The sequence below is a fragment of the Kitasatospora sp. NPDC056731 genome (assembly GCF_040687675.1).
Classification (GTDB): Bacteria; Actinomycetota; Actinomycetes; order Streptomycetales; family Streptomycetaceae; genus Kitasatospora.
This window is the reverse complement of sequence record NZ_JBFBNR010000012.1, coordinates 16,306-43,126: the sequence shown is the minus strand read 5'-3', so window position 1 is coordinate 43,126 and position 26,821 is coordinate 16,306. Positions and strand designations below refer to the sequence as shown.

Sequence of the window (26,821 nt, the reverse complement as noted above, 5' to 3'; positions counted from 1 at the left end):
ACCGGCTGCCGACCGGGCCGACGAACAGGAGGGGCCGCGCGGGAGGGCGTCCGCGGCCTCGTAGGCCCGGAACGAGTCGGCGTCATCCAGTAGGCCCGGAAGCAGTGGCAGTCCCCTCCTGTGCGTCGCCCTCGATTGCCCGGAGCGCGGCGACCGCGGCGGGCGCCACATGGGAGTTCACGGCCGCGCCGAGTGCGGCCAGCTCACGGATCACCGGCAGTGCGGGTGCCGCCGCCGGGCCGAACTGCCGCAACGCCGCCAGTGCCGAGCAGACGATCCCCCACTTCTCCGCCCGCACTGCCCGATCGAGTACCTCCTCGACCGCCCCGAGCGCTGCCGTGCCCCCGAGGTGCCCCAGCGCCTGCAGCGTCGAGTTCACCTCCGTTTCGATCCACTGCTGGTCCAGGTCGAAGCCGAGCAGCCGCTCGACCAGACTGGGCACCAACTGCCCTGCCGCACCCGGAAGCCACTTCGCGGCCTGGACCGCCCGCCAGGCGTCGACCCCGCCGTCCAGCGCCACCAGCAGACTCGGCAGCGCCCGCTCGTCACCGAGACGTGCCAACGCGAGGACGGCCTCCTGATGGGCCCGGCGCAGATGGCGCTGCGGGGAGGCCCACGCCTGTGGTCCGTACTGCGCGTGCTGGGCGGCGACGAAGGCGACCAGCACCGGGCGGGCCGGCTCGGGGACCGGATGGCAGGCGCCGAGGGCGGAGGCGGCCTCGGCGACGACCTCAAGGTACGGGTCCGCGAGTTGGGCGCCGATCAGCGCGACGAGCGGGCCGTGGCCACCGCTCCGGGACCTGATGATCTCCGAGCCCATCCGCAGGGCGTCCAGCCGGGTACCGGGGTCAGCGCTGCGCAGCTGTTCCGCCAGCAGCATCGTGCGCTCGGGCACCCGCGCGCCCAGAACCTCGTGGAAGGTGCGCAGCAGCCCGGTGACCGGTGAGTGGACCGCTGCGTGCCGGTCGAGGTCCTCGAACGCGGCGATGACCTCGACCGGTGCGCTGCCCGGCTCGATCGTGGGTGCCGGTGTCGCCGGGGTGGGGGTGAGCCACCAGTCGCCGGTCGGGGCCGTCTGTTCACGCAGCAGGGCGACCGCGGTGCGGGTCGCCTCCTGGGCGTGGAAGTCCGGTGTGCACCGGGCGTGCTGGATCAGGGCCGCCAGCCGGGTGGTCGGATCGAGCGCGGTGTCGTCGGCGAGGGAGGTGAGCCAGGCCGATGCGGACGCCAGCATGTCCGGCCGGGGCAGAGCCAGCTCGGCCATCGCCTCGACCAGCAGCAGCCGTTCGACCACCCCCGGTGCTGCGGGAAGCCGTTCCCGCAGCACCGCGGCAGCGCGTTCCGCATCGTCGGCCAACAGCCCGAGCGCGGGTATCGCCGCCTGCCGCACCAGCCGGTCGGAGTCCGTGGCGAACCCGATGAACGTCTCGGCCTGCTCCCGCATCAGCGCCGCGGCCTTGTAGTGGCCGGAGAAGTCCCAGCTGTTCTCCTCGGTCGCGCCGTACGCGAGCGCCGCGCTGCCGATGCCGACCAGCAGTTCGACCACCGCCGCCCGTACGGGCGCGGCGGCGTCGCCGGCCAGCTCGAAGAGGAACGGCACGCTTGCGGCCGTGCACTGGTAGACATCGCCCTGATGGTGGACGGCGCCGTAGAACCTGTCGAGCGCGTTCCTGCGCTCCTCCTCGTCGGAGGAGGCGAACGCGTGCAGCAGCCCGGGCACCTCCTCCGCGGTGCCGTAGGCGTGATGCATCTGCGACCAGTCGATGTCGTGGAGTCCGTCGAACATGACGAACATTCTGCCCGTCGCCACCGACCTCTGGGGGGGCGGGGCAGGGGGCGGGACCTGACCTCTGAAGACGGTCTCCAGCCGGCGGCGCCGTCCTTCGAGATGACGGCCTGGGCCTGCTGCGTCCGCGCGCTCAACTGCTGGGCGGAGCTCCGCAGGGAGTCGGCGTTCCTCGCGCCTTGATGCGGGCGGGCCGCCTCCGTGGCGCCGGAGCCCTTTCTGCCGTCCGTGCCGGTCAGGGGCGGGTGAAGGTCACCTCGGGGAAGTCCCGGCTGGGGCCGTTGAGCAACGGCTCGCAGGTGCCCTTGAGTTGGCGTTCGAAGAAGGCGCCGACGTAGCTGGTGGTGATCGCGATCGACCGGGGAGCGTTCGGGATGGGCAGCACGCCGCTCTCGTTGACCAGGTAGTCGAGGTCGGTGAAGGTGTAGTGGTCGGCGCCGGCGACGGTGAGCCACCGCTTCCATCCGTCCAGGTTCGGCCAACTGCTGGTCCAGGACGGCACGATGTCCGGGCCGCTCGGGTCCGCGGCCGCGACCAGCAGGACCGGGCGGCCCCCGATGCCGGTCGCGGGAACCGGTGGGGTGATGGCGCCGTCGAGGTCGACGCCGGCCAGCACGCGTCGGTCCGCGCCCATGGCGGCCAGGGTCGCATCGCCGCCGATGGAGTGTCCGGCCATGCCGATCCTCGCCGGATCGATGAGTGTGGAGTACCGCCACGCCGGGCGCGGACCGGTGAGCTCGGTGAGCAGGAAGGACACGTCCCGGGCGCGGCCCGCGGCGATCTGTTCCTGGGTGGCCGCGCCGGAGTTGTACGCGTCGCACGCCGTACAGGGCAGGATGCCGTCCGGGAACCGGGTGGCCGCCGATTCGTGGGCGTGGTCGACGGTCGCCACCACGAAGCCCCGGCTGCTCAGTTCCTCGGCCAGCGCGGTGAGGGTGTAGCGGGGCACCGTGAAACCGGGCGACAGCACGACGAGCGGGTAGCGGCCCCGCGCCGGTGCCGCGTCGGCCCGGGCCCAGGTCCGGGTGTCGGCGAGGCGGGCCGGTTCGAGGGCCCCCGACAGACCGGCATAGGTGATCAACGCCGACGCCTCGGCGGTGCTCATGTACGCGGCAGGCGTGCCGCTGTTGGTGCGGGCGGGGTAGTAGAGGTCGACCATCAACTGTCGCGGTCCCGACTGCGGTGCCCACGGATCGGCGCGTTGGTCGTCGACGAGGTGCAGGGTGTCACGACCGACCGCGTACGGTCCGGTCGGCCGAGGCAACGACAACGCACTCGCCGTCTGGGCCTTCGGCACACTGGACGCCGTCAACGGTGCCGCGGCGGGTGCCGCGACAGCTGGGGCCGACACGCTCAGGGGGATGAGCACCACAGCGGTGGCGCAGCTCACCGCGTATCTGGTTGCCCACCGGATTGTCTTCATGACGGCGATTCTTTCCACCGGCGCGGGGGCGCGGCATCCGGGTGGACCCCCGACAAGTCCCTGATTTCGACGGTGAAGGGGCGGGCCTGCTCGTCATGCCGGAGCAGGAGCGGGAGGCCAGACTCGGCCGGATCCGCGCGTTCCTCGCAGACCGGCCGGAGACCGCCCAGGGCGAGTTCACGCTCCCGATGCTGACCGCCGTGGACCCCTGGGGTCGCCTTCAAGGCGACCAGCGTCATGGACACCGCGCCGTCCGGGCACCCGGCATGCTTTCGGCCCGGATCTCACCGATGGACTCCGAGGCACGCCGGAATGAGGGTTCGACGTCACCGTGAGCACAACCGGTTCAATGCCGACTGGCTCTCATCGTCCGCGGCACGGCAGATCATCAACCGCTGGTCCGGATCTTGGAGTGGCATGAGTACTTCGAAGTTCACGGCGATCACACCTGCGTCCGGATGCCGCATCACCTTGTGTCCGCGGCCGTTGACCTTCACGTCTCCCTCGGCCCACAATCGCGCGAATTCCTCGTTACGGGTGGTGCATTCGGTGATGAGGTCGGTCAACGCCCGGTCCTCCGGGTGCGCGGCCCACGCTGCGCGCAGGTGGGCGATTCCCTCCCGCACGACGCGCTCGCGGTCGACATAGAACTCGCGTATTTCCGGGTGTACCAGGCACAGCCACATGGCATTGCGTTGCGACGGCGGCAGGGTGTCGAAATCCAGCAGCAGCCTCGCCATTTCGCCGTTCCAGGCCAGGATGTCGTAGCGGTGGTTCATCAGCACGGCCGGCAGCGGCGACAGGTCGGCGACCAGCCGGGCCAGCGGGGGTGCTGCAGTGGTGGCGGGCTTGTCGGCGTTGCGGGGGCGCTGCCGGGCCAGGTTGAAGAGGTAGGCGCGTTCGTCGGGGGCCAGGCGCAGCGCCCGGGCCAACGCCTCCACCACGTTCGCCGAGGGCCGCAGTCCCCGGGCCTGTTCCAGCCGCACGATGTAGTCGATGCTGACCCCGGCCAGTTCGGCGACCTCTTCACGACGCAGCCCCGGGGTCCGCCGGGCCTGCTGACGCGACGGCAGGCCGAAGTCCTTCGGGTCGAGGCGCTCGCGCCGGGTCCGCAGGAACGCGGCCAGCTCCTTTGCCGTGTCCACGGTGCGGGTCATCATGTTCGACCCAACAGCCAGGGTAGGACTGGTGTTCCCAGGAACTTCTTTCCCTTATCCCCGGCTCGCGGCGGTCACAGACTTGTTCTCGACAACGGATGACAAGCACAGGAGGACACGATGTCGCTCACCCTCGACACCTACCGGCTGTTGGGCCGCTCCGGGCTGCGGGTCTCACCGCTGGCGCTGGGCGCGGCGACCTTCGGCACCGAGTGGGGCTGGGGTACCGAGCAGGACGAGGCGCGTAAGCTGTTCGACCTCTACGTCGAGCGCGGCGGCAACTTCGTCGACACCGCCAACACCTACACCAATGGCAGCTCCGAGCGCCTGCTGGGCGAATTCACCCGCGACAACCGCGAAAGCCTGGTGCTGGCAACGAAATACACCACGCTGCGCCGGCCCGGCGACCCGAATTCCGGGGGCCCTCACCGCAAGAGCCTGTTCGCGTCGGTGGAAGCCAGTCTGCGACAGCTGAATACGGATTACATCGATCTGCTCTACCTGCACGTGTGGGATTTCACGACACCGGTCGAGGAGATCCTGCGTGGCATGGACGATCTGGTCCGGCAGGGCAAGGTCTTGTACGTGGCGATCTCCAACGCCCCGGCCTGGCAGGTGTCGCGCATGCAGGCGATCGCCGACCTGCGCGGCTGGTCGCCGCTGGTCGCCCTGCAGATCGAATACAACCTGATCGAGCGTACCGGGGAACGTGACCTGATCCCGATGGCACGCGAGATGGGGTTGGGCGTGGTGCCGTACTCGCCACTTGCCGGCGGGGTGCTCACCGGCAAGTACAGCCGCGACGACCTGACCACGACGAACACCGCGGTCGACGACGGCACCCGTAAAAATTTCAATATCGCCAACGGCGGGCTCACCGAACACAACCTGGACATCGCTGATGTCGTGAAGGAGGTCGCCGCGGAGCTGGGCCGCACAACCGCCCAGGTCGGGCTGGCCTGGACCCTGCAGAACCCGGATGTGACGGCATCGCTCATCGGCGCCCGCACTCTCGCGCAGCTGGAGGACAATCTGGGTGCCCTCGAGGTCGACTTCACGGCCTCCCAACTGGCCCGCCTCGACGAGGCCGGCGCGATCGAACTCGGCTTCCCGCACGACCTGCTCGCCAGCGACAGGATGCGCACGGTGACCCACGGCGACCTGAAGGTCGAAACCCGCCGCTGATACCCGATCGAGCCCCGGGGCAGCACTGCCGCCGCCCTCGGGGTGATCGCGGCGGCTGCTCGGACGTCCGTGGGCAGGGCTTCGCCGGCGAGGCTAGAGGCCCGCCTCCCAGAGTGCGCGCCGCACCGTGTGCAGGGCGGTGGCGGACTGCTCCCAGCCGTGCCACCAGAACAGGCCCCCGCCGTGGCTCGCCTCGGCCGCGAGCGCCGTCAGGTGCGCCCACGGCCCGGCCGGGAGGCCGAACTGCGGGCGGACGGCCAGGCGTTCGGCCTGTTCGGCGGCGACCGGCACCATGCCGACCACCGGCAGCCGTGGGCCGCCGGGCGCGCGGCCGGGGGCGGGGGCGGTGGTCGGCACGGTGCCGGTGGTCGACATGGTGCCGGTGCCAGTGAGCATCGGGTGCAGGGTGATCGGGTCGAGCAGCAAGGTCAGTTCGGCGGACGGCAGTGGTGCGGGGCCGTCGCGCCAGGTGAGGCGCCTGCCGGTGAACTCCGTGTGGAGGAGTGGCTGTTCGTCGAGGGTGATGCCGTCCTCGGCCACCCTCAGCTCCGCGCCGCGGCCGCCCGGCAGCTGCACCCGGTAGCAGCCGTACAGATACGGCGGCACGGTCGATGCCGCCACGGCCTGGGCGTAGGGGACGGCGACGCCGTCCACCTCGAAGCCCGCCGGGCCGACCACGACGGCGGCCGCCGTGGGCACGCCGCCGACCGTGACGCGGACCCGCAACGCCGGTCCGTCCTCGCCCGGCCCGACGGAGACGACCAGTTCGCGCCCGGCCTCGTCCGCCGCCCGGTAGTCGCCGACCAGGTCGGCGAGCGGCGGCACGTCCGGCAGGGCGTACTCGGCGAGCTGCACCGAGAACTCCGCCGACGCCACCCGCCCGGCGGGCCACACCGCGCCGACCAGCCGGCGCCGCCCGTCCCGGCCGACCTCGGTGCGCAGTTCGCCGCCGCAGTCGTTGCCGTCCTCGACCCGCCAACGCAGCACGCCGTGGGCGTGGTGCGGGGCGGTGATCCGCCGCCCGTTGACGTGGATCCGGTGCCGGGGCGGGTCGGTGGCGCGGCCCAGGACGTAGACGTCGAGGTCGCCGTCCGGTGTGCCGTACAGGCCCGTCCACGGATACAGGGCCTCGGCGAGGACGGTGTCCAGGTCGCGCCGGATGCTGCTCCCCCCGCCCGCGAGCCCGCCACCCCCGAGCTCGCCGCCCCCGTGCCCGCCGTCGCGCACCGATCGGAGCAGCGCGCGCGCCTCGGACTTGCGGGTGAGCAGGGTGCGCAGCCGCCGCGCCGCCTCCGGGGTCGGCCGCCGGTAGCGGCCCTTGGCGGCGGCCTGCATGGCCGCGTCCTCGCGGCGGGCCAGCAGGGCGCGTTCGGCGTCGGCCAGGTCCGGCGGCGCCCAGGACGCCACCGCCGCCTCCGGCTCCCGGACGAAGCGTTCGCGCAGGGCGCCGTCCTCCCCCAGGGCGAGGACGAAGCGGGCGGCGGGCGTGTCCTCCTGCCAGTGGTAGCCGCCGGGGACGTGGAAGTCCGTGAAGCCGTCGAGGGCGGCGAGTTCGCGCGGCCCGTACTCGTCGATGTTCCGGACCGGGCCGGTGGGCGGCCGCACGGTCTGGCCGGGCCGGATCAGGCCCAGCCGCTCCAGCATCCGCGGATCGGCCGGGGCGGCGACGGCCGGTGGGAGGTACCAGGTGGAGGCGCTGGTGACGGTCCGCTGCACGGCCCGGTCCCGGAGCCCGGCGACGGTGTGCCGGTCGGTGACGGGGGCGGTGCCCCGGTAGCGGGCGCCGATGTAGTTGACCACGGGGTGGTCCGGGCCGTAGACCTCCTCCAGCCGGTCGACCAGGACGGGCAGCCGGTGGTTGAAGAACCCGGTCCGCTGGTAGCCGAGTTCGCCGACCAGCCCGACCTGCCAGAGCACCAGGTGCAGGCCCGGGTCGATCCGCCGGCCGCGGATCAGCAGGTCCGAGGCCTCGAAGGTCTGCATGCCGGGGCTGCTCGGGTCCACGCCGAGGTCGGCGCACAGGACGTCCAGCGCGCTGATCCCCGGACGCATCACGGCCGCGTGGCCCTCGCGGCGGGCGATCCGGACGGCGCGGTGGCTGGAGAGGACGAACACACCCGGGTGGCCGTAGAAGACCGCCGCCACCCGCCGCCCGGCCCGGACGAAGTGCAGGATCGCCTCGGACATCTGCACATACGTCAGATAGCGGTCCTTGGCGTCGTCGTAGAGGACGCCGAGGTCGTAGGAGTCGGGCCGCCAGGCCTTGATCCGCACCACCGTCACCGGGTCGGCGACGCAGTGGAAGACGTGGTCCGCCTCGCGGAGCAGCCGCTCGTCGGCGCGGGTGAACCCGGCCGCCTCGATGCCGGAGCCGAGTACGGTCAACTCGCCCTTGGGCGTGGCCGGTTCGGCGGGCTCGCCGTCCCGCTCGGGGCGGCGCGGCGCGGGGGCGGCGGCGGCGATGGCCCGGGCCAGCTCCGCCCAGCGGTCCTCATGCTCGCGGCGGGTCGGGAAGCGGTCGAAGGGGCGGCCGTACGGGCGGTTCGGGTCCATCGGGCGGCGTCAGTCGGTGTCGGCGGCGTCAGGCGACGTCGACGGCGAAGTCCAGCTGGACGACCTGCGGCGGCGGATCCATCAGGACCAGGGCGTCCACCTCGAAGTCCATCTGGGTGATCTGCGGCGTGGGCTCCATCAGGCCCGGGGCGTCCACCTCGAAGTCCATCTGGGTGATCTGCGGCGTGGGCTCCGTCAGGATCGGGCCGGCCAGGTCGAAGTCCGTCCGGCCGACCTGGCGGAAGGGCCGGTCCGCGGCGGTGTCGGCGTCCAGCGCGAGATCGGCGTCCACGTCGATGTCGACGACGTCGAAGGCCAGGCTGCTTGCGGTCACGGTAGGCACTCGACTGTCACTCGTCCCTTCGGAGCCACGGGCGTTGGCGAGTTCATGTTACTGAACGCCAGTTCGCGCCGACAGCCCTGCGGGTGCGGCTGCGGCCGGTCGGGATGGGGGCCGCAGAGGAACGCGGCCATCTCACCCGACACGTCGACGCCGAATGCCGACAGTCCCCAGCTGTCCGGGTGCGCCGCCCCCGGAGCGGCCCGCACCCGAGGTCCTGGTCGGGCGCGGTCAGCGGGTCGACGGGCGGGCGGCGCGCCGGGCCCGCTGGGCGAAGACGTCCTCCCGGCGGTCGGCGGTCTGACGCAGGACGCGCTTGCGGTCCCGACCGGACAGCCGGTCGATGTACAACTGCCCGTTCAGGTGGTCGGTCTCGTGCTGGAGGCAGCGGGCGAAGTAGCCCGCCCCCTCGATGGTGACGGCGGCGCCAAACTGGTCGAAGCCGTGCACCACCACCTCGGCCGGGCGGGCGAGTTCGGTGCTGGCGCCGGGGACGGAGAGGCAGCCTTCGGTGTCCTCGATCAGCCGGCGGCCGGGCTCGCGGGGCTCGACGACCGGGTTGAGGACGTGGCCGACGTGCCGGACGCCCTGGTCGTCGCGGCAGTCGTAGACGAAGAGGCTCAGGTTCACGTCCACCTGGTTGGCCGCGAGCCCGCAGCCGTCGGCGACCTGCATGGTGGCGAACATGTCCTCGATGAGACGGGCCAGCCGCTCGCTGCCGTAGTCCTCCCCGGTCGCCGGGCGGCAGGTGCGGCGGAGGATGTCCTCCCCCACCTCGGTGATCCGCAGGACGGTCGGGCGTTCACGCAGTTCGGACATCGGCGCTCCCTCGTCGACACCGTCGACACGACGGCACGGATGACGGCTTGTCATCGACTTTGCAAAGTAGCAGACTTTGCAAAGTGACCGAAGATGCCAAAGCCGCCGAGGACGCCAAAGGCCTCACCGCGCCCGCCACCGGCCCCCTCCCCCAACACCCCGTACGCACCGCGCTCCTCGGCCTCCTCGCCGAGAAGGCCGCCCTCACCTCCACCGAGGCCGCCGCCGCCACCGGGTACAGCTCCGGCCTGTGCTCCTTCCACCTGCGGCAACTGGCCCGCCACGGCCTCATCGAGGAGGCCCCCTCCACCGACGGCCGCGCCCGCCCCTGGCGACTCCCGCAGCAACCACACCAACCCCACCAGCCAGCCGCAGAAGACGAGTTCGGGGAACTCGCGCGCGGCCTGGAGGACGAGAGCTACCAGCGCTGGCTCGCCCGCCGCGACACGGCGCCGGCCGACTGGCGGCAGGACGAGGCGTTCAGCACCGTCCTCTACCTGACCCCCGCCGAACTGGCCGCCGTCGGCGAGGCCGTGCGCCAGGTGCTGGCCCGCTACCGCGACCGCGAGGCCGACCCGGCCGGCCGTCCTGCCGGCGCCCGCCCGGTCGCCGCCGTGGCCCGCCTCTTCCCGCTCCTCCCGGACGAGCACTGACGGGCGCGGAGGGGCGCCGGGGGGCGCCGAGAGGCAGGGCCGCACACAGACGGAGCCGGAAGTCGGCGGGACCGACTTCCTGCTCCGCGACCGTCAACCTTCACAGGGAACTCGGGGTCAGGCCGCCCGGCGCTTCGCGGTGATCCTCCTCCACTCCCGAACCCCAAGCAATGGTCAAGACCAATTTGGCGACGCGTCAGAGACGGCACGCGGGCGGTGTCCAGGCGAGGGAAATAAACCCGCTGGCGCACCCGGCCCGCCGACCTGCAAGCTGGCCTGATGCGCGTCAACGGCCCCCTCTGCACCCGCCAGTCCCTCGCCGCCGACCTGCGTGCCGCGGGGGTCGAACCCGGCGGCACGCTGCTCGTGCACTCCTCGCTGCGCTCCCTCGGCTGGGTCTCCGGCGGGCCGGTCACCGTCGTCCAGGCCCTGCTCGACGCCCTCGGGCCGACCGGCACCCTCGCCGTCCCCACCCACACCGGGGACAACTCCGACCCCGCCGGCTGGTCCAACCCGCCGGTCCCGGAGGCCTGGTGGCCCGACATCCGGGCGTCCTGGCCCGCGTACGACCCGCAGGTGAGCCCCACCCTGGGGATGGGCGCCATCCCCGAGGCCGTCCGGATCTGGCCCGGCGCCCGGCGCAGCGCCCACCCGCAGACCTCCTTCGCCGCCCTCGGCCCGGGCGCCGCCGAGACCACCGACGGACACGCCCTCGACTGCCTGCTCGGCGAGTCCAGCCCGCTCGCCCGGCTGGAGGACCGCGACGCCCAGGTCCTGCTGCTGGGCGCCGACTTCGGCTCCTGCACCTGCTTCCACCTCGCCGAGTACCGCGTCCCGGGCCCGAGCGAGGACGTCTCCTTCGCCGCCCTCACCCCCGAGGGCCGGCAATGGCTCACCGTCCGCGACCGGGCCATCAACGCCGACGACTTCGCCGAACTCGGCACCGCCTTCGAGGCCGACCACCCGAAGGCCGTCCGCCACGCCACGGTCGGCGCCGCCACCACCCGCCTCTTCCGCCTCCGCGACGCCGTCGCCTACGCCCAGCACTGGCTGCCCGAGCACCGGGCGTAGCGGTCGATCCGCCCCCAGGGCCGGGTCGGGTGGGAGCTCTCCGGCGCCGCGCCCGACTCCGGCACGCCGCCGGGAATCTTGATGAATCGTCAGTTGCCCGGCGATTCCCGGGCATCATTCCAGGCACGGACGCGCGGGGAACGGCGTTGGACCCGGGGAACACCTCGCGCAACCGTCGCCGCACTCCGACGAGCACGCTCCCCGGAACGACGAGCCGCAGGACGGGGAGCAGGGCCGCGCACCGCGCGCGGGCCCGCGGAGGGGCGGCGCCCGTATGCGGCCTGCCCTCCGGAGGATGATCCCCATGCAGCCCGACCCTCAGCCCACCTCGCAGCCCGCCCCGCAAGCCGCCCCGCAGGCCGTCAAGATCGGCCTCGGTCTGCCCCTCCACGACCCCGTCCTGCTGTTCGAGTGGGCCCGGCGGGCCGACGCCGGCCCGTTCAGCACGCTCGGCCTGGCGGACCGGGTGGTGTTCGACAACCCCGAACCGCTGGTGACGCTGGCAGCCCTGGCCGGCGCCACGTCCCGCGTCCGCCTGCAGACCGAGGTGCTGCTCGCGCCGCACCACGTCCCCGCGCTGCTCGCCAAGCAGACCGCCACCCTGGACCTGCTCTCCGGCGGGCGGTTCACGCTCGGCCTCGGCGTCGGCGGCCGGGAGGACGACTTCCTGGCCGCCGGCATCGACCCGCGCCGCCGGGGCCGGCTCCTGGACGAGCGGATGGCGGTGCTGCGCCGCCTCTGGGCCGGTGAGCCGTTCGGCGAGGGGGTCGGCCCGGTCGGACCCGCGCCGGCGACGCCGGGCGGCCCCGAGGTGCTGTTCGGCGGCTTCGCCCCGGCCGCGCTGGACCGGGTCGGCCGGTTCGGGGACGGCTTCCTCGGCGCGGGAGTGCCGCCGGAGGCGATGGCCGGGCTGTTCCAGGACGTCGAGAAGTCCTGGCAGCGGCACGGCCGGGACGGCCGGCCCCGGCTGGTCGCCCAGGCGAACGCCGTCCTCGGCCCGGCGGAGACGGTCGAGCAGGCCCGGCGCAACATCCGCGCGTACTACGAGTCCAGCGGCCGCGCCGACCGGATGGAGGAGGGCCTGCTCACCACGCCGGAGGCGATCCGGGCCGCCGTGGCCGGTTTCACGGCCATCGGCGCGGACGAGGTGATGCTGTACTGCTGGTCCCCCGAGGTGGACCAGGTGGACCGCTTCGCCGAACTGCTGTTCCAGTAAAGGCCGGAGAGATGGAGATCAGTGCGGGATGCCCGCGATCAGCTCCTGTGCGCCCTGCCGCTTGAGCGCCAGCGCCGTGGAGGTGCCGAGGTCCTCGGGGCTGAGCGCGCCGGCCCACTCATGGGCGTCCAGCACCTGCTTGCCGTCCGGGCTGAAGACCCGGCCGCGCAGCGAGAGCCGGCCGTCCGGTTCGGCCCTGGCGTAGCCGGCGATCGGGCTGTTGCAGTGGCCCTGGAGGACGTGCAGGAACATCCGCTCGGCCGCCGCCTCGCGCCAGGTGTCGCGGTGGCCGAGCGCGGCGACCGCGTCGACGGTGACGACGTCGTCCTCGCGGCACTGCAGGACGAGGATGCCGGCGCCGATCGGCGGGCACATCGCGTCGAGGTCCAGGATCTCGGTGATCCGCGCCTGCTCGCCGATCCGCTCCAGCCCGGAGGCGGCGAGCAGCAGCGCGTCGGCCTCCCCGGCGGCCAGCTTGGCCAGCCGGCTGTTGGCGTTGCCGCGGATCGGCACGCACACCAGGTGCGGGTGGGAGGCGGCGAGTTGGGCGACCCGGCGGACGGAGGAGGTGCCGATCCGGGTGCCGGGCGGCAGTTCGGCGAGGGTCAGGCCGCCGGGGTGGACGAGGGCGTCGCGGATGTCGTCGCGGCGCAGGTAGGCGGCGAAGACGGTGCCGGCGGGCAGCGGGCGGTCGGCGGGCACGTCCTTGAGGCAGTGCACGGCGACGTCGGCCTCCCCGGCGAGCAGCGCGGCGTCGACCTCCTTGGTGAACGCGCCCTTCCCGCCGAGCCGGGCGAGGTCGCCCATCCAGCGGTCGCCGGAGGTGGTGACCGGCACCACCTCGGTGCGCAGGCCCGGGTGCAGGGCGGCGAGTTCGGCGCGGACCCGCTCGACCTGGGCGAGCGCCATGGGCGAGGAGCGGGAGACGATGCGGATCAGCTCAGCGGTGGCCATGGCGCGATGATAGGCGCTCGAACGCCGGGCCCTGACCCGGCGTCAGCCATGCGGCCGAAGGCCCGTCGGACGGCACCCGGACGGCGCGCGGACGGCCGGGCGAAGAACCGTCCGACCATCCGTGTGCCGCCCGCGTGTCGGCCGCGCTCACTCGTTGTGCAGCACCTCGGCGATCGGCAGCCGGGCCGCCGAGCGGGCCGGGACGAGGGCGCCGAGGACGGCGATCGCGACGCCCGCCAGTGCGAGCCCGGCGAGCAGCGGGGCGCCCCAGACGTCGATCATGTGCTCCGGGAAGGCCAGGATCCGGACGTTCTCGGCGATCAGCCGGTGCACCACGATCCCGAGCGGGATGCCGATGACGCCGCTGAGCGCGCCCTGCCAGGCCACCGAGGTGACCGTCATCGCGACGACCTGGCGGGGCGTCATGCCGATGGACTTCAGCATGCCGATGTCCCGGCGGCGCTCGCGGATGGTGAGCAGCAGGGTGTTGAAGACGCCCAGCGAGGCGACCACCGACAGCAGGACGGTGAAGGTCGTGCTGAAGGTCTGGATCGCGACGACGGGCCCCGCCGAACTCTCGACGACCACCGAGGGCGTCAGGCTCGGGTCGGCGGCCCCGACCGCCTTCTGGTACGCGGCGGCGTCGGCGCCGTCGGCGAGCCGCACGTCGTACTCGACCGTGTGCGGGTCGGGGGTGAGCGCAGCCCGGGTGGCGTCGTTGGAGGTGATCGCGTTCGCGTTGCCCTGGATCTCCTCGCCGACGATGGTGACGGCCCGCTGTCGGCCCTCCAGGGTCAGGGTGATCCGGTCGCCGAGCCTGAGCCCGCGCTGGTCGAGGAAGGCCGGCCCGGCCTGGACCTCGTCCGGCCCGGTCGCCGGGCGGCCCTTGACCACCCGCAGCCACCTGGTGCCGGCGATGTCGTCGCCGCCGTAGAAGTCCATGAAGACGGGCTGGGTGTGGCCGACCACGCCCACTCGGACCAGCCCCCGGGTGACGACCTGCGCGGCCCCGGGGGTGGCGCGCAGCATCGCCTCGGTCTGGGCCGGGGTCAGCTGCGGCTCGACCGTGTTGCCCTGGAAGTGGCCGGTCTGCACGTTGACGTGGATCTTGTCGTCTACCGGGGCCATGCTCCTGGCCAGGGTGCTGCTCAGGCCGGTGGTGACCGTCACGGTGACCACGCCGAGCACGATCGACGCCATGGTCAGCGCCGTCCGGCCCGGGCGGGCGAAGGGCTGGCCGAGGCCGAGGCTGACGGCGCGCGGCAGCCGGGTGCCGCTCAGCCGGCGCTGGACCTTCAGCCCGCGCCCGGTGCGCGGCGCGCTGCCAGCCGAGATCGCCTGGGCGGCGGAGAGCCGGTGGGCGCGCGAGGCCGGGACGAACGCGGCGGCGACGACCAGCAGCGGGACGCCGACCAGGGTGGCGGCGGGCAGCCAGCCGGCCGGCTCGATCACGGCGGTGCCGGTCGAGATGCCGCTGAAGGCGGTCTCCAGGATCGGGTACGCCCCCGCCCAGCCGGCCGCCGTCCCGAGGACCGTGCCGACGACCGCGGGCACCGAGACCATGGTCAGGTAGACCGTGACCACCTGGCGCGGGGTGAAGCCGATCGACTTCAGCACACCGATGTGCCGGTAGCCGGAGACCACCGCGCCGCTCACCACGTTGCCGACGATCAGTGCCGCGACGACCAGGCCGAGCACGCCGAAGACCGTCATCAGCGGCAGGTAGGCGTCGGCGCCGGCGGAGAAGGCCTGCTTGAGCACCAGGTACGACTGCGCGCTGGCGAGCGCGTCCTTGGGCAGGCCCTCGGTGGCCGTGCCGAGGGAGGCGGTCAGCTGCTGCTCGGTGTCCGCGTCGGCGAAGCGGTAGAGCATCTGACGGCCGGTGGGGTGCAGGGCGGCCGCCTGCTCGGGGACGACCCAGCCGCCGGCGGACTGGCTCATGCCGCTGGCGAAGCCGACGATGGTGAGCTTCAGCCCGGTGGCGGTGGTGAGCGACGTGCCGAGGAACGTCGTCGCGGCGCCGCCGCCCGGTTGCTGGATGACCACCTCGCCGGGCGCCGTGGCCCAGCGGCCGCCCAGCAGCTGCACCCGGTCCACCGGCCCGGCCGGGTCGGCCCGGCCGACCAGGGTCAGCGGGCCCGGCGGGCGGCCGACCCAGTCGGTGGGGATCTCCACCACGGCCTGGTCGAACGGCCCGGCGGCCGCCTCGACGCCCGGCCGGTGGGCGGTGGCGGCCAGTTGCTCCGCCGAGGCCCTGGCCGGGTCGAAGGCCGCGACGACGTGGGCGCCGCGCTCGGCGGTGAAGGCGTCGTCGAAGGGCGCCCGGGCGGCGCTGATCACGGCGAGGGCGAGCAGCACGGTCGTGGTGGAGCAGAAGACGACCAGGCCGATCACGAAGGTCTGCACCCGGCGGCGCTTCACGGCCGCCCGGGAGGCCCGCCACACGGCGCCGGTCATGCGGACGCCTCCAGGGCCCGCTCGCGCGCCACCTTGCCGTCCGCGACCTCGACCAGGCGGCTGGCGCAGCGGGTGGCCAGGTTGGGGTCGTGGGTGACGATCAGCAGGGTCTGGCCGATCTGGTTGAGGTCGATCAGCAGGTCCATCACCTGCTCGCCGGAGCGGCTGTCCAGTGCGCCGGTCGGCTCGTCCGCGAGCAGCAGCGCCGGGCGGTTCATCAGGGCCCGGGCCACCGCGACCCGCTGGCGCTCGCCGCCGCTGAGCGCGGCCGGGTAGGTGTCCTTGCGGTGCGCGACGCCGAGTTCGTCCAGCAGTTCCAGGGCGCGGCGGCGCGCCTGGCGGGCCGTGGTGCCGGTCAGCTGGGCGGCCAGGGCGACGTTGTCGAGGGCGGGCAGGTCGTCGATCAGGTTGAAGAACTGGAAGATCATGCCGATGTGGCGGCGGCGGAACAGGGCCAGCCCGGTCTCGTTCAGCTGCCCGAGGTCCTGGCCGTGCACCCGGACGGTGCCGGAGGTCGGCCGGTCCAGCCCGGCGACCATGTTCAGCAGGGTGGACTTGCCGCACCCGGAGGGGCCCATCACGGCGACCGCCTCGCCCGCCCGGATCCGCAGGTCGACGCCGTCGAGCGCCTTGGCGTCGCCGAACTCCTTGTGGACCCCGGACAGCTCGACGACGGCCTGTGCGTCGTTCGGCGGGGTGGTCCCGTCGTGGTCGTTGCTCATGGTGGACGACGGTAGGCGCGGGCCCCCGGGCCGGGCGTCCCACCCGGGGTGTAGCCGGGGCGGCCGTAGTACCCGGGATGTACGCGGGCGGCACCCCCGGATGATGTCGATCATGGCGTGGGCTGGGAAACTGGCGGTGTGTGGGGAACGGGGACGAACTGGGCCGCCATAGCGGTGGCGAGTGCGGCGGTAGCGGGTACGGCGGTCGCGGGGGCCGGCTGGCTGGGCGTCGCGCTCGCCCGGGCGCGGCGGCTGCACCGGGCGGCCATCGGCGAGCGCGGCTGGCTGCTGGAACGGGAGCGGGAGAGCGCCGCCCGTACCGCCGTGGACGCCGAACGGGCGCGCATCGCGGCCGAGTTGCACGACATCGTCAGCCACAACGTGAGTCTGATGGTGGTCCAGGCCGGGGCCGCGCGCGAGGTGATCGCCACCATGCCCGCGGAGGCGGCGGCGGCGATGGGCGCCGTCGAGGCCGCCGGGCGCGACGCGATGACCGAGCTGCGGCACCTGCTCGGGCTGCTCGCCCCGGCCGCCGACGGCACCGAGGAGGAGGCGGCGGACGGTTTCGCGCCGCAGCCCAGCCTGAGCCGGCTCGGGCCGCTGATCGACCGGTTCGCCTTCGCCGGGCTGCCGGTGGAGGTGCGGATCTCGGGCGAGCCGAGACCGCTGCCCGGCGGCGTCGACGTGACGGCGTACCGGATCATCCAGGAGGCGCTGACCAACGCGCTCAAACACGGGGACGGGGTGACGGCCGAGGTGACGGTGCGCTACGCGGACCACTACCTGCGGGTGGAAGTGCTCAACAGCGGGCCGAGCGTGCTGGCGGGCGCCCCCGCCGCGCCCGCGCAGCCCGCCGGCGCCGCGCCCGCCCGGACGGCCGACGGCGCCGGGCGCGGGCTGCTCGGCCTGCGCGAGCGCGTCGCCGTGTACGGCGGCGACCTCGACGCCCGGCGCCGGCTCGGCGGCGGCTACCGGGTCCGCGCCCGCATCCCGCTGGACCGGCCGTGACCGGGGCCGAGGTGCAGCGGGGGCCGGAGCAGCAGCCGGAGCGGGAGCGCCGCCCCCGGGTGGTGATCGCCGACGACCAGGAGCTCGTCCGCACCGGCTTCCGGATGATCCTCACCGCGCGCGGCATCGACGTGGTCGCCGAGGCCGCCGACGGCGCCGAGGCGGTGGCGGCCGCCGTCGCGCACCGACCCGACGTCGCGCTGCTGGACATCCGGATGCCCGGCATGGACGGCCTGGAGGCCGCCCGCCGGATCCTCGCCCGGGCGCCCGGCTGCCGGGTGATCATGCTGACCACCTTCGACCTCGACCACTACGTCTACGCCGCCCTCGCCGCCGGGGCCAGCGGCTTCCTGCTCAAGGACGTCACCTCCGCCCATCTCGCCGCCGCCGTGCGCCTGGTGGACACCGGGGACGCCCTGCTCGCCCCCTCGATCACCCGGCGGCTGGTCGAACGCTTCGCGGCCGGCGCCCCGCGCCCCGCCCCCGGCGCCGACGGCCCGCCGCTGCACCGCAACCTCGCCCCGCTCACCCCGCGCGAGGCGGAGGTGCTGGCGCTGCTCGGACGCGGGCTGTCCAACAGCGAGTTGGCGACCGAACTGACGCTCAGCGAGTCGACGGTGAAGACGCACGTCGCCCGGATCTTCGCCAAGCTCGACCTGCGCGACCGGGCCCAGGCGGTCGTCCTCGCGTACGAGACCGGGCTGGTCTCACCAGGGGGCAGTGTCAACTGATGTTCAGTCAACTCCCTTGATTCGCATGACAATCATCTAGCTAACTCGTTAGAGGTAACTCCCGGTCCGATTCACATTTTTGCCAGTTCATGGGGGAACATCTCTCTGTCCGCGCCCGAACGAGAAATGACCGTTCGGGCGGCATTTTCAAGACATTTGGACAGGCCCGTGACTACCTCCGCCCCCGTGTGGGACTGCCCCTTCAACCACACCGACGGCCTGGAGTTCGACCCGCTCCTCAAGCGGCTGCTCACCGAGGCCCCGATCGCCAGGATCCGGCTGCCGCACGGCGAGGGCGAGGCCTGGCTCGCCACCCGCTACGAGGACGTCCGGATCGTCACCACCGACCGGCGGTTCAGCCGCGCCGCCGGCATCGGGCGCGACCTGCCCCGGATGACGCCCGCCCCGATCGCCCAGGCCGAGGCGATCAACCTGATGGACCCGCCGGGCCACAACCGGCTGCGCCGCCTCGTCGCCCAGGGCTTCACCAACCGCCAGGTCGAGCGGATGCGCCCGGCCACCCAGCGGATCGTCGACGGCTACCTCGACGAGATGGCCGAACACGGCTCCCCCGCCGACCTGGTGCACTTCCTCTCCAGCCGGCTCCCGCTCACCACCATCTGCGAGCTGCTGGACATCCCCGAGCAGGACCGCGCCGAACTGCGCGGCCACGCCGTCGCCATGATGACGATGGGCCCCGGCAGCCGGGCCGGCCAGGAAGCCGCCAAGGCCGCGCTGCGCGGCTACTTCACCGAACTGACCGCCGCCCGCCGCGCCCACCCCGGCGAGGACCTGATCAGCGCCCTCGCCACCGCCCGCGACGGCGACGAACTGCTGGACGACCAGGAGCTGGCCGTCATGGCGATGGTCCTGCTGGTCACCGGCCACGACACCAGCACCTACCAGCTCAGCAACATCACCTACACCCTGCTCACCCACCCCGAACAGCTCGCCAAGCTGCGCGCCCAGCCCGACCTGCTGCCGCGCGGGCTGGAGGAGCTGCTGCGCTTCATCCCGTTCCGCCAGGGCGTCGGCATCGCCCGGGTCGCCACCGAGGACGTCGAGCTGGGCGGCGTGCTGATCCGGGCCGGCGAGGCCGTCCACGTCTCCTACCTCACCGCCAACCGCGACCCGGCGATGTACGAGCGCCCCGACGAACTCGACCTCGACCGCGGCGCCCCCACCCACATGGCCTTCGGCTACGGCCAGCACCACTGCCCCGGCGCGCACCTGGCCCGGATGGAGCTCCAGGTCGCCATCGGCACCCTGCTGCGGCGCTTCCCCGGCCTGCGGCTCGCCGTCCCGCCGTCCGAACTCGACTGGCACACCGGGTCGATCTGGCGCTACCCCCGCACCCTGCCGCTCGCCTGGTGACCTCCTCCCCGCGCCACCGGCTCCGCCACGGAGCACCGCGCGGCGCCCGTCCGACGCATCCGTAGGCCGCCTGCCCGGGCCGCTCACCAGCCCGCCCGGCCAGGCCACCCAGGGGAGACCCGCACCATGGCAACACTCTGCCGCCCGGCCATCGCCGTACCCGAGAACGTCATCACCCTCGACCAGACCCTCGACCTCGCCCGCAGCCTGCACGCCGGCCACCCCCAACTCGGCCTCGCCCTGCGGCTGATCGAGAACACCGGGGTGCGGACCAGGCACCTGGTCCAGCCGATCGAGCAGACCCTCACCCACCCGGGATTCACCGCGCGCAACGAGGTCTACGAGCGGGAGGCCAAGCTCCGCGTCCCCGAGGTGGTCGAACGGGCCCTGGGTCACGCCGAGTTGGGCGCCCGGGACATCGACCTGATCATCTACGTGTCCTGCACCGGCTTCATGATGCCGTCGCTGACCGCCTGGCTGATCAACGCCCTGGGCTTCCGCTCCGACACCCGCCAGATGCCGATCGCCCAGCTCGGCTGCGCGGCCGGCGGCGCCGCCGTCAACCGCGCGCACGACTTCTGCCGCGCCTACCCGGGCGCCAACGTGCTGATCGTCTCCTGCGAGTTCTGCTCGCTCTGCTACCAGCCGACCGACCTCGGCGTCGGCTCACTGCTCTCCAACGGCCTGTTCGGGGACGCCGTCGCCGCCGTGGTGATGCGCGGACACGGCGGCACCGGCGTGCACGTCGAGCGCAACGGCTCGCACCTCGTCCCGGACACCGAGAACTGGATCTCCTACGGGGTCAAGGACACCGGCTTCCACTTCCAGCTGGACAAGCGGGTGCCCGGCACCATGGAGATGCTCGCCCCGGCGCTGCGCGGCCTGGCCGTCGAACACGGCTGGGACGTCTCCGGGTTGGGCTTCTACATCGTGCACGCCGGCGGCCCGCGCATCCTCGACGACCTCTGCCACTTCCTCAACCTGGAGCCGGCCACCTTCCGGTACAGCCGCGCGACGCTGACCGAGCGCGGCAACATCGCCAGCGCCGTCGTCTTCGACGCGCTCGCCCGACTGTTCGCCGACGGCGGCGTGGCCGACGGCACCACCGGCCTGATCGCCGGTTTCGGTCCGGGCATCACCGCCGAGATCTCGCTGGGGAGTTGGGTCGGCGAGCCGGTCGAGGCCGCCCGCCGACGGCCGCGGGCCATCTCCACCTCGGACATCACACTCGTCCATCCGAGCGCCCCCCGGCGTTTCCCGGCCGGCACTACGATCACCGAATGACTGACACCACGCACCAGGCGGACACCGACGACAGATCCGCCGAACTCGCCACCCTCTTCCCCGCGTTGCACGCCCCGCAGTACTGGACCTGGGGCCGGTACGACGCACTGTTCTCCACCGTGCTGCCGCCGGACGAGCTGGTGACCAACATCCACCTGGTGGGCTTCGCGGACGACCAGGTGGTCCTCTGCCGGGACGACCGGGACCACTGGTTCCTGCCCGGCGGCACCCGGGAGCAGGACGAGAGCATCGCCACCTGCCTGGCGCGCGAGCTGCGCGAGGAGGCCGGCGCCCGGCTGCTCGGCGAGCCGGACTGGCTCGGCGCGCACCGCTGCCGCACCGAGGACCCGACGCCGTACCGGCCGTGGCAGCCGCACCCGGAGAAGGCGTGGCTGTGGGGCTGGGCGGAGGTCGCGGTGGACTCGACGCCGACCAACCCGGCGGACGGCGAGCAGGTGGTCGAGGTGCGGGCGGTGCCGGCGCACGAGGCGCAGCGGCTGCTGCTGGCCGGGCACGACGCCTGGTGGGGCGAGCTGATCGGGCTGGCCGTGGAGCTGCGGCGGCGGGCCGGGCGGGGCTGATCCCCCGCCCCTCCGAGCCCCCGCTCCGAGATATTCCCGCCGGGCCGGAAGACCACTGGAACGGCCGAACAACAGAGAGCATTGTCCGTTTTACGGTGATATGACTCGGCCATGGACACCAACATGCTGGCCGTGGACTACCCGGTGCTCAACATCTTCTGGACGATGCTGGAGCTGTTCCTCTGGATCCTCTGGTTCTTCCTGCTGTTCAAGATCATCACGGACATCTTCCGCAGCCACGACCTGGGCGGCTGGGCCAAAGCCGGCTGGCTGCTCCTGGTGATCGTGCTGCCGCTGATCGGTGTGCTGGCCTACGTGATCGCCCGCGGGAAGTCGATGAGCGAGCGGGACGCCGCCCAGGTCCGACAGAGCGAGGCCGCCGTCAAGGCCTACATCCGGGACGCGGCCGGAACCGGCACACCCGGGGGCGGCGGCAGCCACGTCGACGACCTGGCGAGACTGGCGGACCTGAAGGAGAAGGGCGCCATCTCCGAGGAGGAGTACCAGAAGGCCAAGGACAAGCTCCTGGCCTGACCTGACCCGGCCCGACCCGCACGGCGGCCGGGGCCGGCGGACGCGCAGACGTCCACCGGCCCCGGCCGCGGCGGCCAGCCGCTCAGCGTCTCAGCGCCTCAGCCGCTCAGCCACTGAGCCGCTCAGCGCCGCCCGGAGCGGCGGTCACCCGAGGCGTCGCCGCCGGTCAGGCCCGCCCGGCGCAGCGCGTCCGCCATCGCGCTGTTCGCCAGCGACGCGCCGCCGCCGGAACCGCCCGAGCCGCCCGAACCGCCGGAGCCACCGGAGCCACCGGAGCCGCCGCCCTGACCGCGCCGGTCCTGGCCGCCGCCCCGGCGCTCCTGGCGCGGCGGGCGGGCCTGCCGCTCACCGCGCTCGCCGCCCCGGGAACGGTCACCGCCGCGCTCGCCCCGGTCACCGCGGTCGCCGCCCCGGTCGCGACCGACCTCGTCGTCCAGCCGCAGAGTCAGCCCGATGCGCTTGCGCGGCACGTCCACCGAGACGACCCGGACCTTCACGATGTCGCCCGGCTTGACCACCTCGCGCGGATCCTTGACGAAGGTCCTCGACAGCGCCGAGACGTGCACCAGTCCGTCCTGGTGGACGCCCACGTCGACGAAGGCGCCGAACGCGGCCACATTGGTGACCACACCCTCCAGCACCATCCCGACCTCCAGGTCGCCGATCTTGTCGACGCCCTCCTTGAAGGTCGCGGTGCGGAACGCCGGGCGCGGGTCGCGGCCCGGCTTGTCCAGCTCGCCGAGGATGTCGGTGACGGTCGGGATGCCGAAGACCTCGTCGGCGAAGTCGCCCGGGCGCAGGGCCCGCAGCCGTTCGCCGTTGCCGATCAGCCCGCTCAGCTCCCCGCCGGTGGACGCCAGGATCCGGCGCACCACCGGGTACGCCTCGGGGTGCACGCTGGAGGCGTCCAGCGGGTCGTCGCCGTCGGGGATGCGCAGGAAGCCCGCGCACTGCTCGAAGGCCTTCGGGCCCAGCCGGGAGACGTCCTTGAGCTGCCGGCGGGTGCGGAACGGGCCGTTGGCATCGCGGTGGGCCACGATGTTGTCGGCGAGCGTGCCGGTGATGCCGGAGACCCTGGTCAGCAGCGGCGCCGAGGCGGTGTTGACGTCCACGCCCACGGCGTTGACGCAGTCCTCGACCACCGCGTCCAGCGAACGGGAGAGCTTCACCTCGCTCAGGTCGTGCTGGTACTGGCCGACCCCGATCGACTTCGGGTCGATCTTGACCAGTTCGGCCAGCGGGTCCTGGAGGCGGCGGGCGATCGAGACCGCGCCGCGGATCGACACGTCCAGCTCCGGCAGCTCCTGCGAGGCGAAGGCGGAGGCCGAGTAGACCGAGGCGCCCGCCTCGCTGACCATCGCCTTGGTGAGGTTCAGCTCGGGGTGGCGCTTGAGCAGGTCCTCGGCGAGCTTGTCCGTCTCCCGGGAGGCGGTGCCGTTGCCGATCGCCACCAGGTCGACGCCGTGCTTCTTCGCCAGCGCGGCCAGGGTCGCGAGCGCGGCGTCCCACTTGTTGGCGGGCTGGTGCGGGTAGATCGTGTCGTACGCGACGACCTTGCCGGTGGCGTCCACCACCGCGACCTTCACCCCCGTCCGGAAGCCCGGGTCCAGGCCCATGGTGGCGCGGGTGCCGGCCGGCGCGGCCAGCAGCAGATCGCGCAGGTTGGCGGCGAACACGCGCACCGCCTCCTCCTCCGCCTCGGCCCGCAGCCGCGACCGCAGGTCGATGCCGAGCCGGACCAGGACGCGGGTGCGCCAGGCCCAACGGACGGTGTCGCCCAGCCACTTGTCGGCCGGGCGGCCGTGGTCGGCGATGCCGAAGCGGGCGGCGATCCGCCGCTCGTAGTCGTTCTCGCCGGGCAGATCGCCCTCCTCGCCGTCGTACGGCGAGAGGTCTAGGCCCAGCACCTCCTCCTTCTCGCCGCGCAGCATCGCCAGGATGCGGTGCGAGGGGAGCTTGGTGTACGGCTCGGCGAAGTCGAAGTAGTCGGCGAACTTGGCGCCGTCCTGCTCCTTGCCGTCACGCACGGTGGCCACCAGCCGGCCCCGGGTCCACATCCGCTCGCGCAGCGAACCGACCAGGTCGGCGTCCTCGCCGAAGCGCTCCACCAGGATCGCCCGGGCGCCCTCCAGCGCGGCGGCCGGCTCGGCGACGGACTCGTTCAGGAACCGGGCGGCCAGCGCCGCCGGGTCCTGCGAGGGATCGGCGAGCAGCGTCTCGGCCAGCGGCTCCAGGCCCGCCTCGCGGGCGATCTGCGCCTTGGTGCGCCGCTTCGGCTTGAACGGCAGGTAGATGTCCTCCAGCCGGGCCTTGGAATCGGCGGCCAGCACCTGCGCGCGCAGCGCGTCGTCCAGCTTGCCCTGGGCCCCGATCGACTCCAGGACGGCCGCCCGGCGCTCCTCCAGCTCCCGCAGGTAGCGCAGCCGCTCCTCCAGGGTGCGCAGCTGGGCGTCGTCCAGGGAGCCGGTGACCTCCTTGCGGTAGCGGGCCACGAAGGGCACGGTCGCGCCGCCGTCGAGCAGCTCGACCGCGGACTTCACCTGCCCGTCGCGAACGCCCAGTTCCTCGGCGATCTTGCGCTCGATCGCCTGCTGGGCCTGCCGGGCCACCTGTTCGACTGGCGTGGTCACGAAGCCGGTCACCTTCTCCTTCAGTGCTTTCGCCGTACGCCCTGCATTCTGGCAGGTGCCGGGGACAGCTCCCGGCCGCACCCGGGGCGGCCGGGCGTGGCGCCGTCCGCCCGCGGCCCCAACCAGACTCAAGCAGTGCCCCGTTGCACCTTCCTACGCTGACGCGCATGGACACCTCCCCCGCACTGGACGCCTCCCCCGCCCCGAACGCCGGCCCCTCGCCGGACGCCGCCGCCCGGCTGAGCGAACTCGCCGCCGCCAAGTACCTGCTGTTCACCACCCACCGCAAGAACGGCACCCCCGTGCCCACGCCGGTCTGGGTGGCGCGCGACGGCGACGCGCTGGTCTTCACCACCGTCACCCGCACCGGCAAGGTCAAGCGGCTGCGCAACCGCTCCGACGTGCTGGTCGGGCCGAGCGACATCCGCGGCACCCTGCTCGGCGAGCAGGTCCCGGCCACCGCCGTCCTCGACCCCGGCCGCGCGCCCGCCTACCGGAAGCTGCTGCGCCGCAAGTACGGGCTGCTGTGCGCGATCGCGCTGACCGCGAACGTGCTGCGCTTCGGCAAGGGCGGGACGATCGGCGTGCGGGTCACGCTGAACTGAGGCCGGCCGTACGCATTCCGGGAATCCGCTGAAGGGCACCGATCCGCGCTGTACGCTGCCGGGCATGTGCGCTGCCACCCGGATGCACCCCGACGGACTGGTCATCGACGCGGCCCTGGTACGGCGGTTGATCTCCGCCCAGTTCCCGGACTGGGTCGGCCTGCCGGTCACGCCGGTCACCTCCACCGGGACGGACAACGCGATGTTCCGCCTCGGGCCCGAACTCGCCGTCCGGCTCCCCCGGGTGGAATGGGCGGCCGGGGACGTCCGCCGCGAGAAGCAGTGGCTGCCCGCGCTGGCCCCCCGACTGCCGCGGCCGATACCCGCCCCGGTCGCGGTCGGCCGGCCCGCCGCCGGCTACCCCTGGGAGTGGTCGGTGCTCCGCTGGTTCGAGGGCGCCAACCCGGTCGCCGGCGCCCTCGCCGCTCCCGGCGCACTCGCCCGCGACCTCGCCGCCTTCGTCAACGCCCTGCGCGCCGTCAACCCGGCCGGCGGCCCGGCCGGCCACCGGAGCGTCCCGCTCGCCTCCCGCGACGGCGCCACCCGCGCGGCCATCGCCCAACTCGCCGGAGCGGTCGACACCCACGCCGCAACCGCCCTGTGGGACAAGGCGCTTCGCCTCTCCGAGTACGCCGGCCCGCCCTCCTGGATGCACGGCGACCTCACCCCCGGGAACCTCCTGCTCGACCGGTCCGGCCGGCTCGGCGCCGTCCTCGACTTCGGCCTGATGGGCGTCGGCGACCCCACCGCCGACCTGATCGTCGCCTGGAACCTGCTGCCCGCCTCCGCCCGCCCCGCCTTCCGCGCCGCCCTCCGCGCCGATGACGCCATGTGGGCCCGCGGCCGCGCCTGGGCCTTCTCCATCGCGCTGGTGACGATCCCCTACTACCGTCACACCAATCCGGGCCTCACCGCCAACGCCCGTCACGTCGTCCGCGAGGTGCTCGCCGACCGCAGCACCTGATCAGTCCGCCTTGAGGCCCAACGAGCCGAGCAGCTGGGCCAGTTCGGAGCCGAAGAGCTTGTCCGGGCTGGCGGTCTGGGCGCGCAGGTGGCCGTAGACCTCCAGCGAGACCAGGCCGTGCAGGCGGCCCCAGATCCGCAGGGCCAGCGCCACCCCGGCCGGGGGCAGTTCGGGGAAGGCCGGGCGGACCTTGTCGAGCAGGCCGGGGTCGAAGTCCGCCCAGACGAAGTCGCCGTCCGCGCCCGGTGATCCGACCTTCGGCCAAGCCGTCGCCGCGAGGCCGGCGATACCGACGCAGACGCGCTGGGCGGCGTCGGGCGCGGCGCCGCCCTCCGGGGCGCGGTACCCCGGAACGGGGTCGCCGTAGATCAGCCGGAAGCCCTCGGCGTTGGCCAGCGCCCAGTCGCGGAAGGCGTGCGCCCAGGCCTGGATCCCGGCCGCCGGATCCTTCGCCGGGGCGGCGCTCCAGGCGGCCTCGACGGCGTCCGCGAGCGCGGTGTAGACGTCCGCGATCAGCGCGGTGACCAGGTCGTCCCGGGTGGCGAAGTAGCCGTAGATGGCGTTGGCCGTCATGCCCATCTCGCGGGCGATGGCCCGCAGGGTGATCGCGTCGGGCCCGCCCGAGCCCATCAGCTCCAGGGCGGTGCTCTTGATCTCGGCGGTCGTCTCGGCCCGCAGCCGCTCACGCCGCCCGGTGCTTCGGGTGCCTGCCATGCGCTCACTCTACAGCGTCACCATGCCGATTGCCGTATGAAAACTTCACACCGTATAGTT

Annotated in this window: 23 protein-coding genes; 12 read left to right on the top strand and 11 right to left on the bottom strand. The window is 73.4% G+C overall.

Annotated elements, in window-relative coordinates; translation table 11 throughout:
* Positions 1–82 precede the first annotated feature (82 nt).
* The 3 genes from AB0R04_RS14705 to AB0R04_RS14695 all read right to left on the bottom strand — a co-directional run bounded on the left by AB0R04_RS14705 (position 83) and on the right by AB0R04_RS14695 (position 4,369).
* A complete protein-coding gene (locus tag AB0R04_RS14705; RefSeq protein WP_363371156.1) occupies positions 83–1,786 on the bottom strand; it encodes a HEAT repeat domain-containing protein in 1,704 nt (567 codons plus the stop codon).
* A gap of 235 nt (positions 1,787–2,021) precedes the next feature.
* Positions 2,022–3,209: an alpha/beta hydrolase gene (locus tag AB0R04_RS14700; RefSeq protein WP_363371154.1), complete on the bottom strand. Its 1,188-nt coding sequence runs from the start codon at positions 3,207–3,209 to the stop codon at positions 2,022–2,024.
* A 326-nt stretch (positions 3,210–3,535) separates the two neighbouring features.
* On the bottom strand, positions 3,536–4,369 hold the full coding sequence (locus AB0R04_RS14695) for a helix-turn-helix transcriptional regulator (protein WP_363371153.1): 834 nt from the start codon (positions 4,367–4,369) through the stop codon (positions 3,536–3,538).
* A 117-nt stretch (positions 4,370–4,486) separates the two neighbouring features.
* On the opposite strand from AB0R04_RS14695, the gene AB0R04_RS14690 reads away from it, so the two are divergent.
* On the top strand, positions 4,487–5,551 hold the full coding sequence (locus tag AB0R04_RS14690; RefSeq protein ID WP_363371151.1) for an aldo/keto reductase: 1,065 nt from the start codon (positions 4,487–4,489) through the stop codon (positions 5,549–5,551).
* A gap of 93 nt (positions 5,552–5,644) precedes the next feature.
* Here AB0R04_RS14690 and AB0R04_RS14685 read toward each other — a convergent pair whose 3' ends face one another.
* The 3 genes from AB0R04_RS14685 to def all read right to left on the bottom strand — a co-directional run bounded on the left by AB0R04_RS14685 (position 5,645) and on the right by def (position 9,263).
* Positions 5,645–8,104 carry an SAM-dependent methyltransferase gene (locus AB0R04_RS14685; protein WP_363371149.1) on the bottom strand — a complete coding sequence of 820 codons (2,460 nt, stop codon included), beginning with the start codon at positions 8,102–8,104 and terminating at the stop codon, positions 5,645–5,647.
* A gap of 28 nt (positions 8,105–8,132) precedes the next feature.
* On the bottom strand, positions 8,133–8,438 hold the full coding sequence (locus tag AB0R04_RS14680) for a hypothetical protein (protein ID WP_363371147.1): 306 nt from the start codon (positions 8,436–8,438) through the stop codon (positions 8,133–8,135).
* 237 nt (positions 8,439–8,675) lie between these two features.
* A complete protein-coding gene (gene def, locus AB0R04_RS14675; protein WP_363371146.1) occupies positions 8,676–9,263 on the bottom strand; it encodes a peptide deformylase in 588 nt (195 codons plus the stop codon).
* Positions 9,264–9,346: 83 nt separating this feature from the next.
* Here def and AB0R04_RS14670 point away from each other — a divergent pair, with 83 nt between their 5' ends.
* From AB0R04_RS14670 to AB0R04_RS14660, 3 genes are all read left to right on the top strand, one after another.
* Complete coding sequence (locus AB0R04_RS14670; RefSeq protein WP_363371144.1) at positions 9,347–9,916, top strand: helix-turn-helix domain-containing protein; 570 nt, start codon at positions 9,347–9,349, stop codon at positions 9,914–9,916.
* Positions 9,917–10,195: 279 nt separating this feature from the next.
* The gene (locus AB0R04_RS14665) at positions 10,196–10,987 is read left to right on the top strand and encodes an AAC(3) family N-acetyltransferase (protein WP_363371143.1); all 792 of its coding nucleotides are present in this window, start codon (positions 10,196–10,198) and stop codon (positions 10,985–10,987) included.
* Between the two features lie 304 nt (positions 10,988–11,291).
* Entirely contained in the window at positions 11,292–12,203 is a 912-nt protein-coding gene (locus AB0R04_RS14660; protein WP_363371142.1) for an LLM class flavin-dependent oxidoreductase, read from the top strand.
* Positions 12,204–12,221: 18 nt separating this feature from the next.
* On the opposite strand, the gene hemC is transcribed toward AB0R04_RS14660, so the two are convergent.
* The 3 genes from hemC to AB0R04_RS14645 form a co-directional block, all read right to left on the bottom strand.
* Complete coding sequence (hemC, locus tag AB0R04_RS14655; protein WP_363371141.1) at positions 12,222–13,157, bottom strand: hydroxymethylbilane synthase; 936 nt, start codon at positions 13,155–13,157, stop codon at positions 12,222–12,224.
* Between the two features lie 147 nt (positions 13,158–13,304).
* Positions 13,305–15,614, bottom strand: coding sequence for an FtsX-like permease family protein (locus AB0R04_RS14650; protein WP_363371140.1), 2,310 nt, complete (start codon positions 15,612–15,614; stop codon positions 13,305–13,307).
* Positions 15,611–16,336 carry an ABC transporter ATP-binding protein gene (locus AB0R04_RS14645; RefSeq protein ID WP_363371139.1) on the bottom strand — a complete coding sequence of 242 codons (726 nt, stop codon included), beginning with the start codon at positions 16,334–16,336 and terminating at the stop codon, positions 15,611–15,613. The genes AB0R04_RS14650 and AB0R04_RS14645 overlap by 4 nt, the downstream gene beginning before the upstream one ends.
* Before the next feature lie 138 nt (positions 16,337–16,474).
* On the opposite strand from AB0R04_RS14645, the gene AB0R04_RS14640 reads away from it, so the two are divergent.
* From AB0R04_RS14640 to AB0R04_RS14615, 6 genes are all read left to right on the top strand, one after another.
* Positions 16,475–17,344, top strand: a complete 870-nt coding sequence (locus AB0R04_RS14640) for a histidine kinase (protein ID WP_363371138.1) — start codon at positions 16,475–16,477, stop codon at positions 17,342–17,344.
* On the top strand, positions 17,341–18,075 hold the full coding sequence (locus tag AB0R04_RS14635; RefSeq protein ID WP_363371136.1) for a response regulator transcription factor: 735 nt from the start codon (positions 17,341–17,343) through the stop codon (positions 18,073–18,075). The genes AB0R04_RS14640 and AB0R04_RS14635 overlap by 4 nt, the downstream gene beginning before the upstream one ends.
* 168 nt (positions 18,076–18,243) lie before the next feature.
* The gene (locus AB0R04_RS14630; protein ID WP_363371134.1) at positions 18,244–19,449 is read left to right on the top strand and encodes a cytochrome P450; all 1,206 of its coding nucleotides are present in this window, start codon (positions 18,244–18,246) and stop codon (positions 19,447–19,449) included.
* 126 nt (positions 19,450–19,575) lie between these two features.
* The gene (locus AB0R04_RS14625; RefSeq protein WP_363371132.1) at positions 19,576–20,733 is read left to right on the top strand and encodes a type III polyketide synthase; all 1,158 of its coding nucleotides are present in this window, start codon (positions 19,576–19,578) and stop codon (positions 20,731–20,733) included.
* Positions 20,730–21,314, top strand: coding sequence for an NUDIX hydrolase (locus AB0R04_RS14620; RefSeq protein ID WP_363371131.1), 585 nt, complete (start codon positions 20,730–20,732; stop codon positions 21,312–21,314). The genes AB0R04_RS14625 and AB0R04_RS14620 overlap by 4 nt, the downstream gene beginning before the upstream one ends.
* A gap of 111 nt (positions 21,315–21,425) precedes the next feature.
* On the top strand, positions 21,426–21,848 hold the full coding sequence (locus AB0R04_RS14615) for an SHOCT domain-containing protein (protein WP_363371129.1): 423 nt from the start codon (positions 21,426–21,428) through the stop codon (positions 21,846–21,848).
* 122 nt (positions 21,849–21,970) lie between these two features.
* On the opposite strand, the gene AB0R04_RS14610 is transcribed toward AB0R04_RS14615, so the two are convergent.
* Positions 21,971–24,478, bottom strand: coding sequence for a Tex family protein (locus AB0R04_RS14610; protein WP_363371127.1), 2,508 nt, complete (start codon positions 24,476–24,478; stop codon positions 21,971–21,973).
* 167 nt (positions 24,479–24,645) lie between these two features.
* Here AB0R04_RS14610 and AB0R04_RS14605 point away from each other — a divergent pair, with 167 nt between their 5' ends.
* Both AB0R04_RS14605 and AB0R04_RS14600 read left to right on the top strand, forming a co-directional pair.
* Positions 24,646–25,083 carry a PPOX class F420-dependent oxidoreductase gene (locus tag AB0R04_RS14605; protein ID WP_363371126.1) on the top strand — a complete coding sequence of 146 codons (438 nt, stop codon included), beginning with the start codon at positions 24,646–24,648 and terminating at the stop codon, positions 25,081–25,083.
* A gap of 64 nt (positions 25,084–25,147) precedes the next feature.
* Positions 25,148–26,047: an aminoglycoside phosphotransferase family protein gene (locus AB0R04_RS14600; RefSeq protein ID WP_363371124.1), complete on the top strand. Its 900-nt coding sequence runs from the start codon at positions 25,148–25,150 to the stop codon at positions 26,045–26,047.
* On the opposite strand, the gene AB0R04_RS14595 is transcribed toward AB0R04_RS14600, so the two are convergent.
* Positions 26,048–26,761, bottom strand: coding sequence for a TetR/AcrR family transcriptional regulator (locus AB0R04_RS14595; RefSeq protein ID WP_363371122.1), 714 nt, complete (start codon positions 26,759–26,761; stop codon positions 26,048–26,050). It lies immediately after the preceding gene.
* Between the last annotated feature and the right edge of the window lie 60 nt (positions 26,762–26,821).

Coding starts and splice junctions, on each gene's coding strand:
- AB0R04_RS14705 (WP_363371156.1), bottom strand. CDS start 1,786: ATGTTCGACGGACTCCACGACATCGACTGGTCGCAGATGCATCACGCC.
- AB0R04_RS14700 (WP_363371154.1), bottom strand. CDS start 3,209: ATGAAGACAATCCGGTGGGCAACCAGATACGCGGTGAGCTGCGCCACC.
- AB0R04_RS14695 (WP_363371153.1), bottom strand. CDS start 4,369: ATGATGACCCGCACCGTGGACACGGCAAAGGAGCTGGCCGCGTTCCTG.
- AB0R04_RS14690 (WP_363371151.1), top strand. CDS start 4,487: ATGTCGCTCACCCTCGACACCTACCGGCTGTTGGGCCGCTCCGGGCTG.
- AB0R04_RS14685 (WP_363371149.1), bottom strand. CDS start 8,104: ATGGACCCGAACCGCCCGTACGGCCGCCCCTTCGACCGCTTCCCGACC.
- def (WP_363371146.1), bottom strand. CDS start 9,263: ATGTCCGAACTGCGTGAACGCCCGACCGTCCTGCGGATCACCGAGGTG.
- AB0R04_RS14665 (WP_363371143.1), top strand. CDS start 10,196: ATGCGCGTCAACGGCCCCCTCTGCACCCGCCAGTCCCTCGCCGCCGAC.
- AB0R04_RS14660 (WP_363371142.1), top strand. CDS start 11,292: ATGCAGCCCGACCCTCAGCCCACCTCGCAGCCCGCCCCGCAAGCCGCC.
- hemC (WP_363371141.1), bottom strand. CDS start 13,157: ATGGCCACCGCTGAGCTGATCCGCATCGTCTCCCGCTCCTCGCCCATG.
- AB0R04_RS14650 (WP_363371140.1), bottom strand. CDS start 15,614: ATGACCGGCGCCGTGTGGCGGGCCTCCCGGGCGGCCGTGAAGCGCCGC.
- AB0R04_RS14645 (WP_363371139.1), bottom strand. CDS start 16,336: ATGAGCAACGACCACGACGGGACCACCCCGCCGAACGACGCACAGGCC.
- AB0R04_RS14625 (WP_363371132.1), top strand. CDS start 19,576: ATGGCAACACTCTGCCGCCCGGCCATCGCCGTACCCGAGAACGTCATC.
- AB0R04_RS14620 (WP_363371131.1), top strand. CDS start 20,730: ATGACTGACACCACGCACCAGGCGGACACCGACGACAGATCCGCCGAA.
- AB0R04_RS14615 (WP_363371129.1), top strand. CDS start 21,426: ATGGACACCAACATGCTGGCCGTGGACTACCCGGTGCTCAACATCTTC.
- AB0R04_RS14605 (WP_363371126.1), top strand. CDS start 24,646: ATGGACACCTCCCCCGCACTGGACGCCTCCCCCGCCCCGAACGCCGGC.
- AB0R04_RS14600 (WP_363371124.1), top strand. CDS start 25,148: ATGTGCGCTGCCACCCGGATGCACCCCGACGGACTGGTCATCGACGCG.
- AB0R04_RS14595 (WP_363371122.1), bottom strand. CDS start 26,761: ATGGCAGGCACCCGAAGCACCGGGCGGCGTGAGCGGCTGCGGGCCGAG.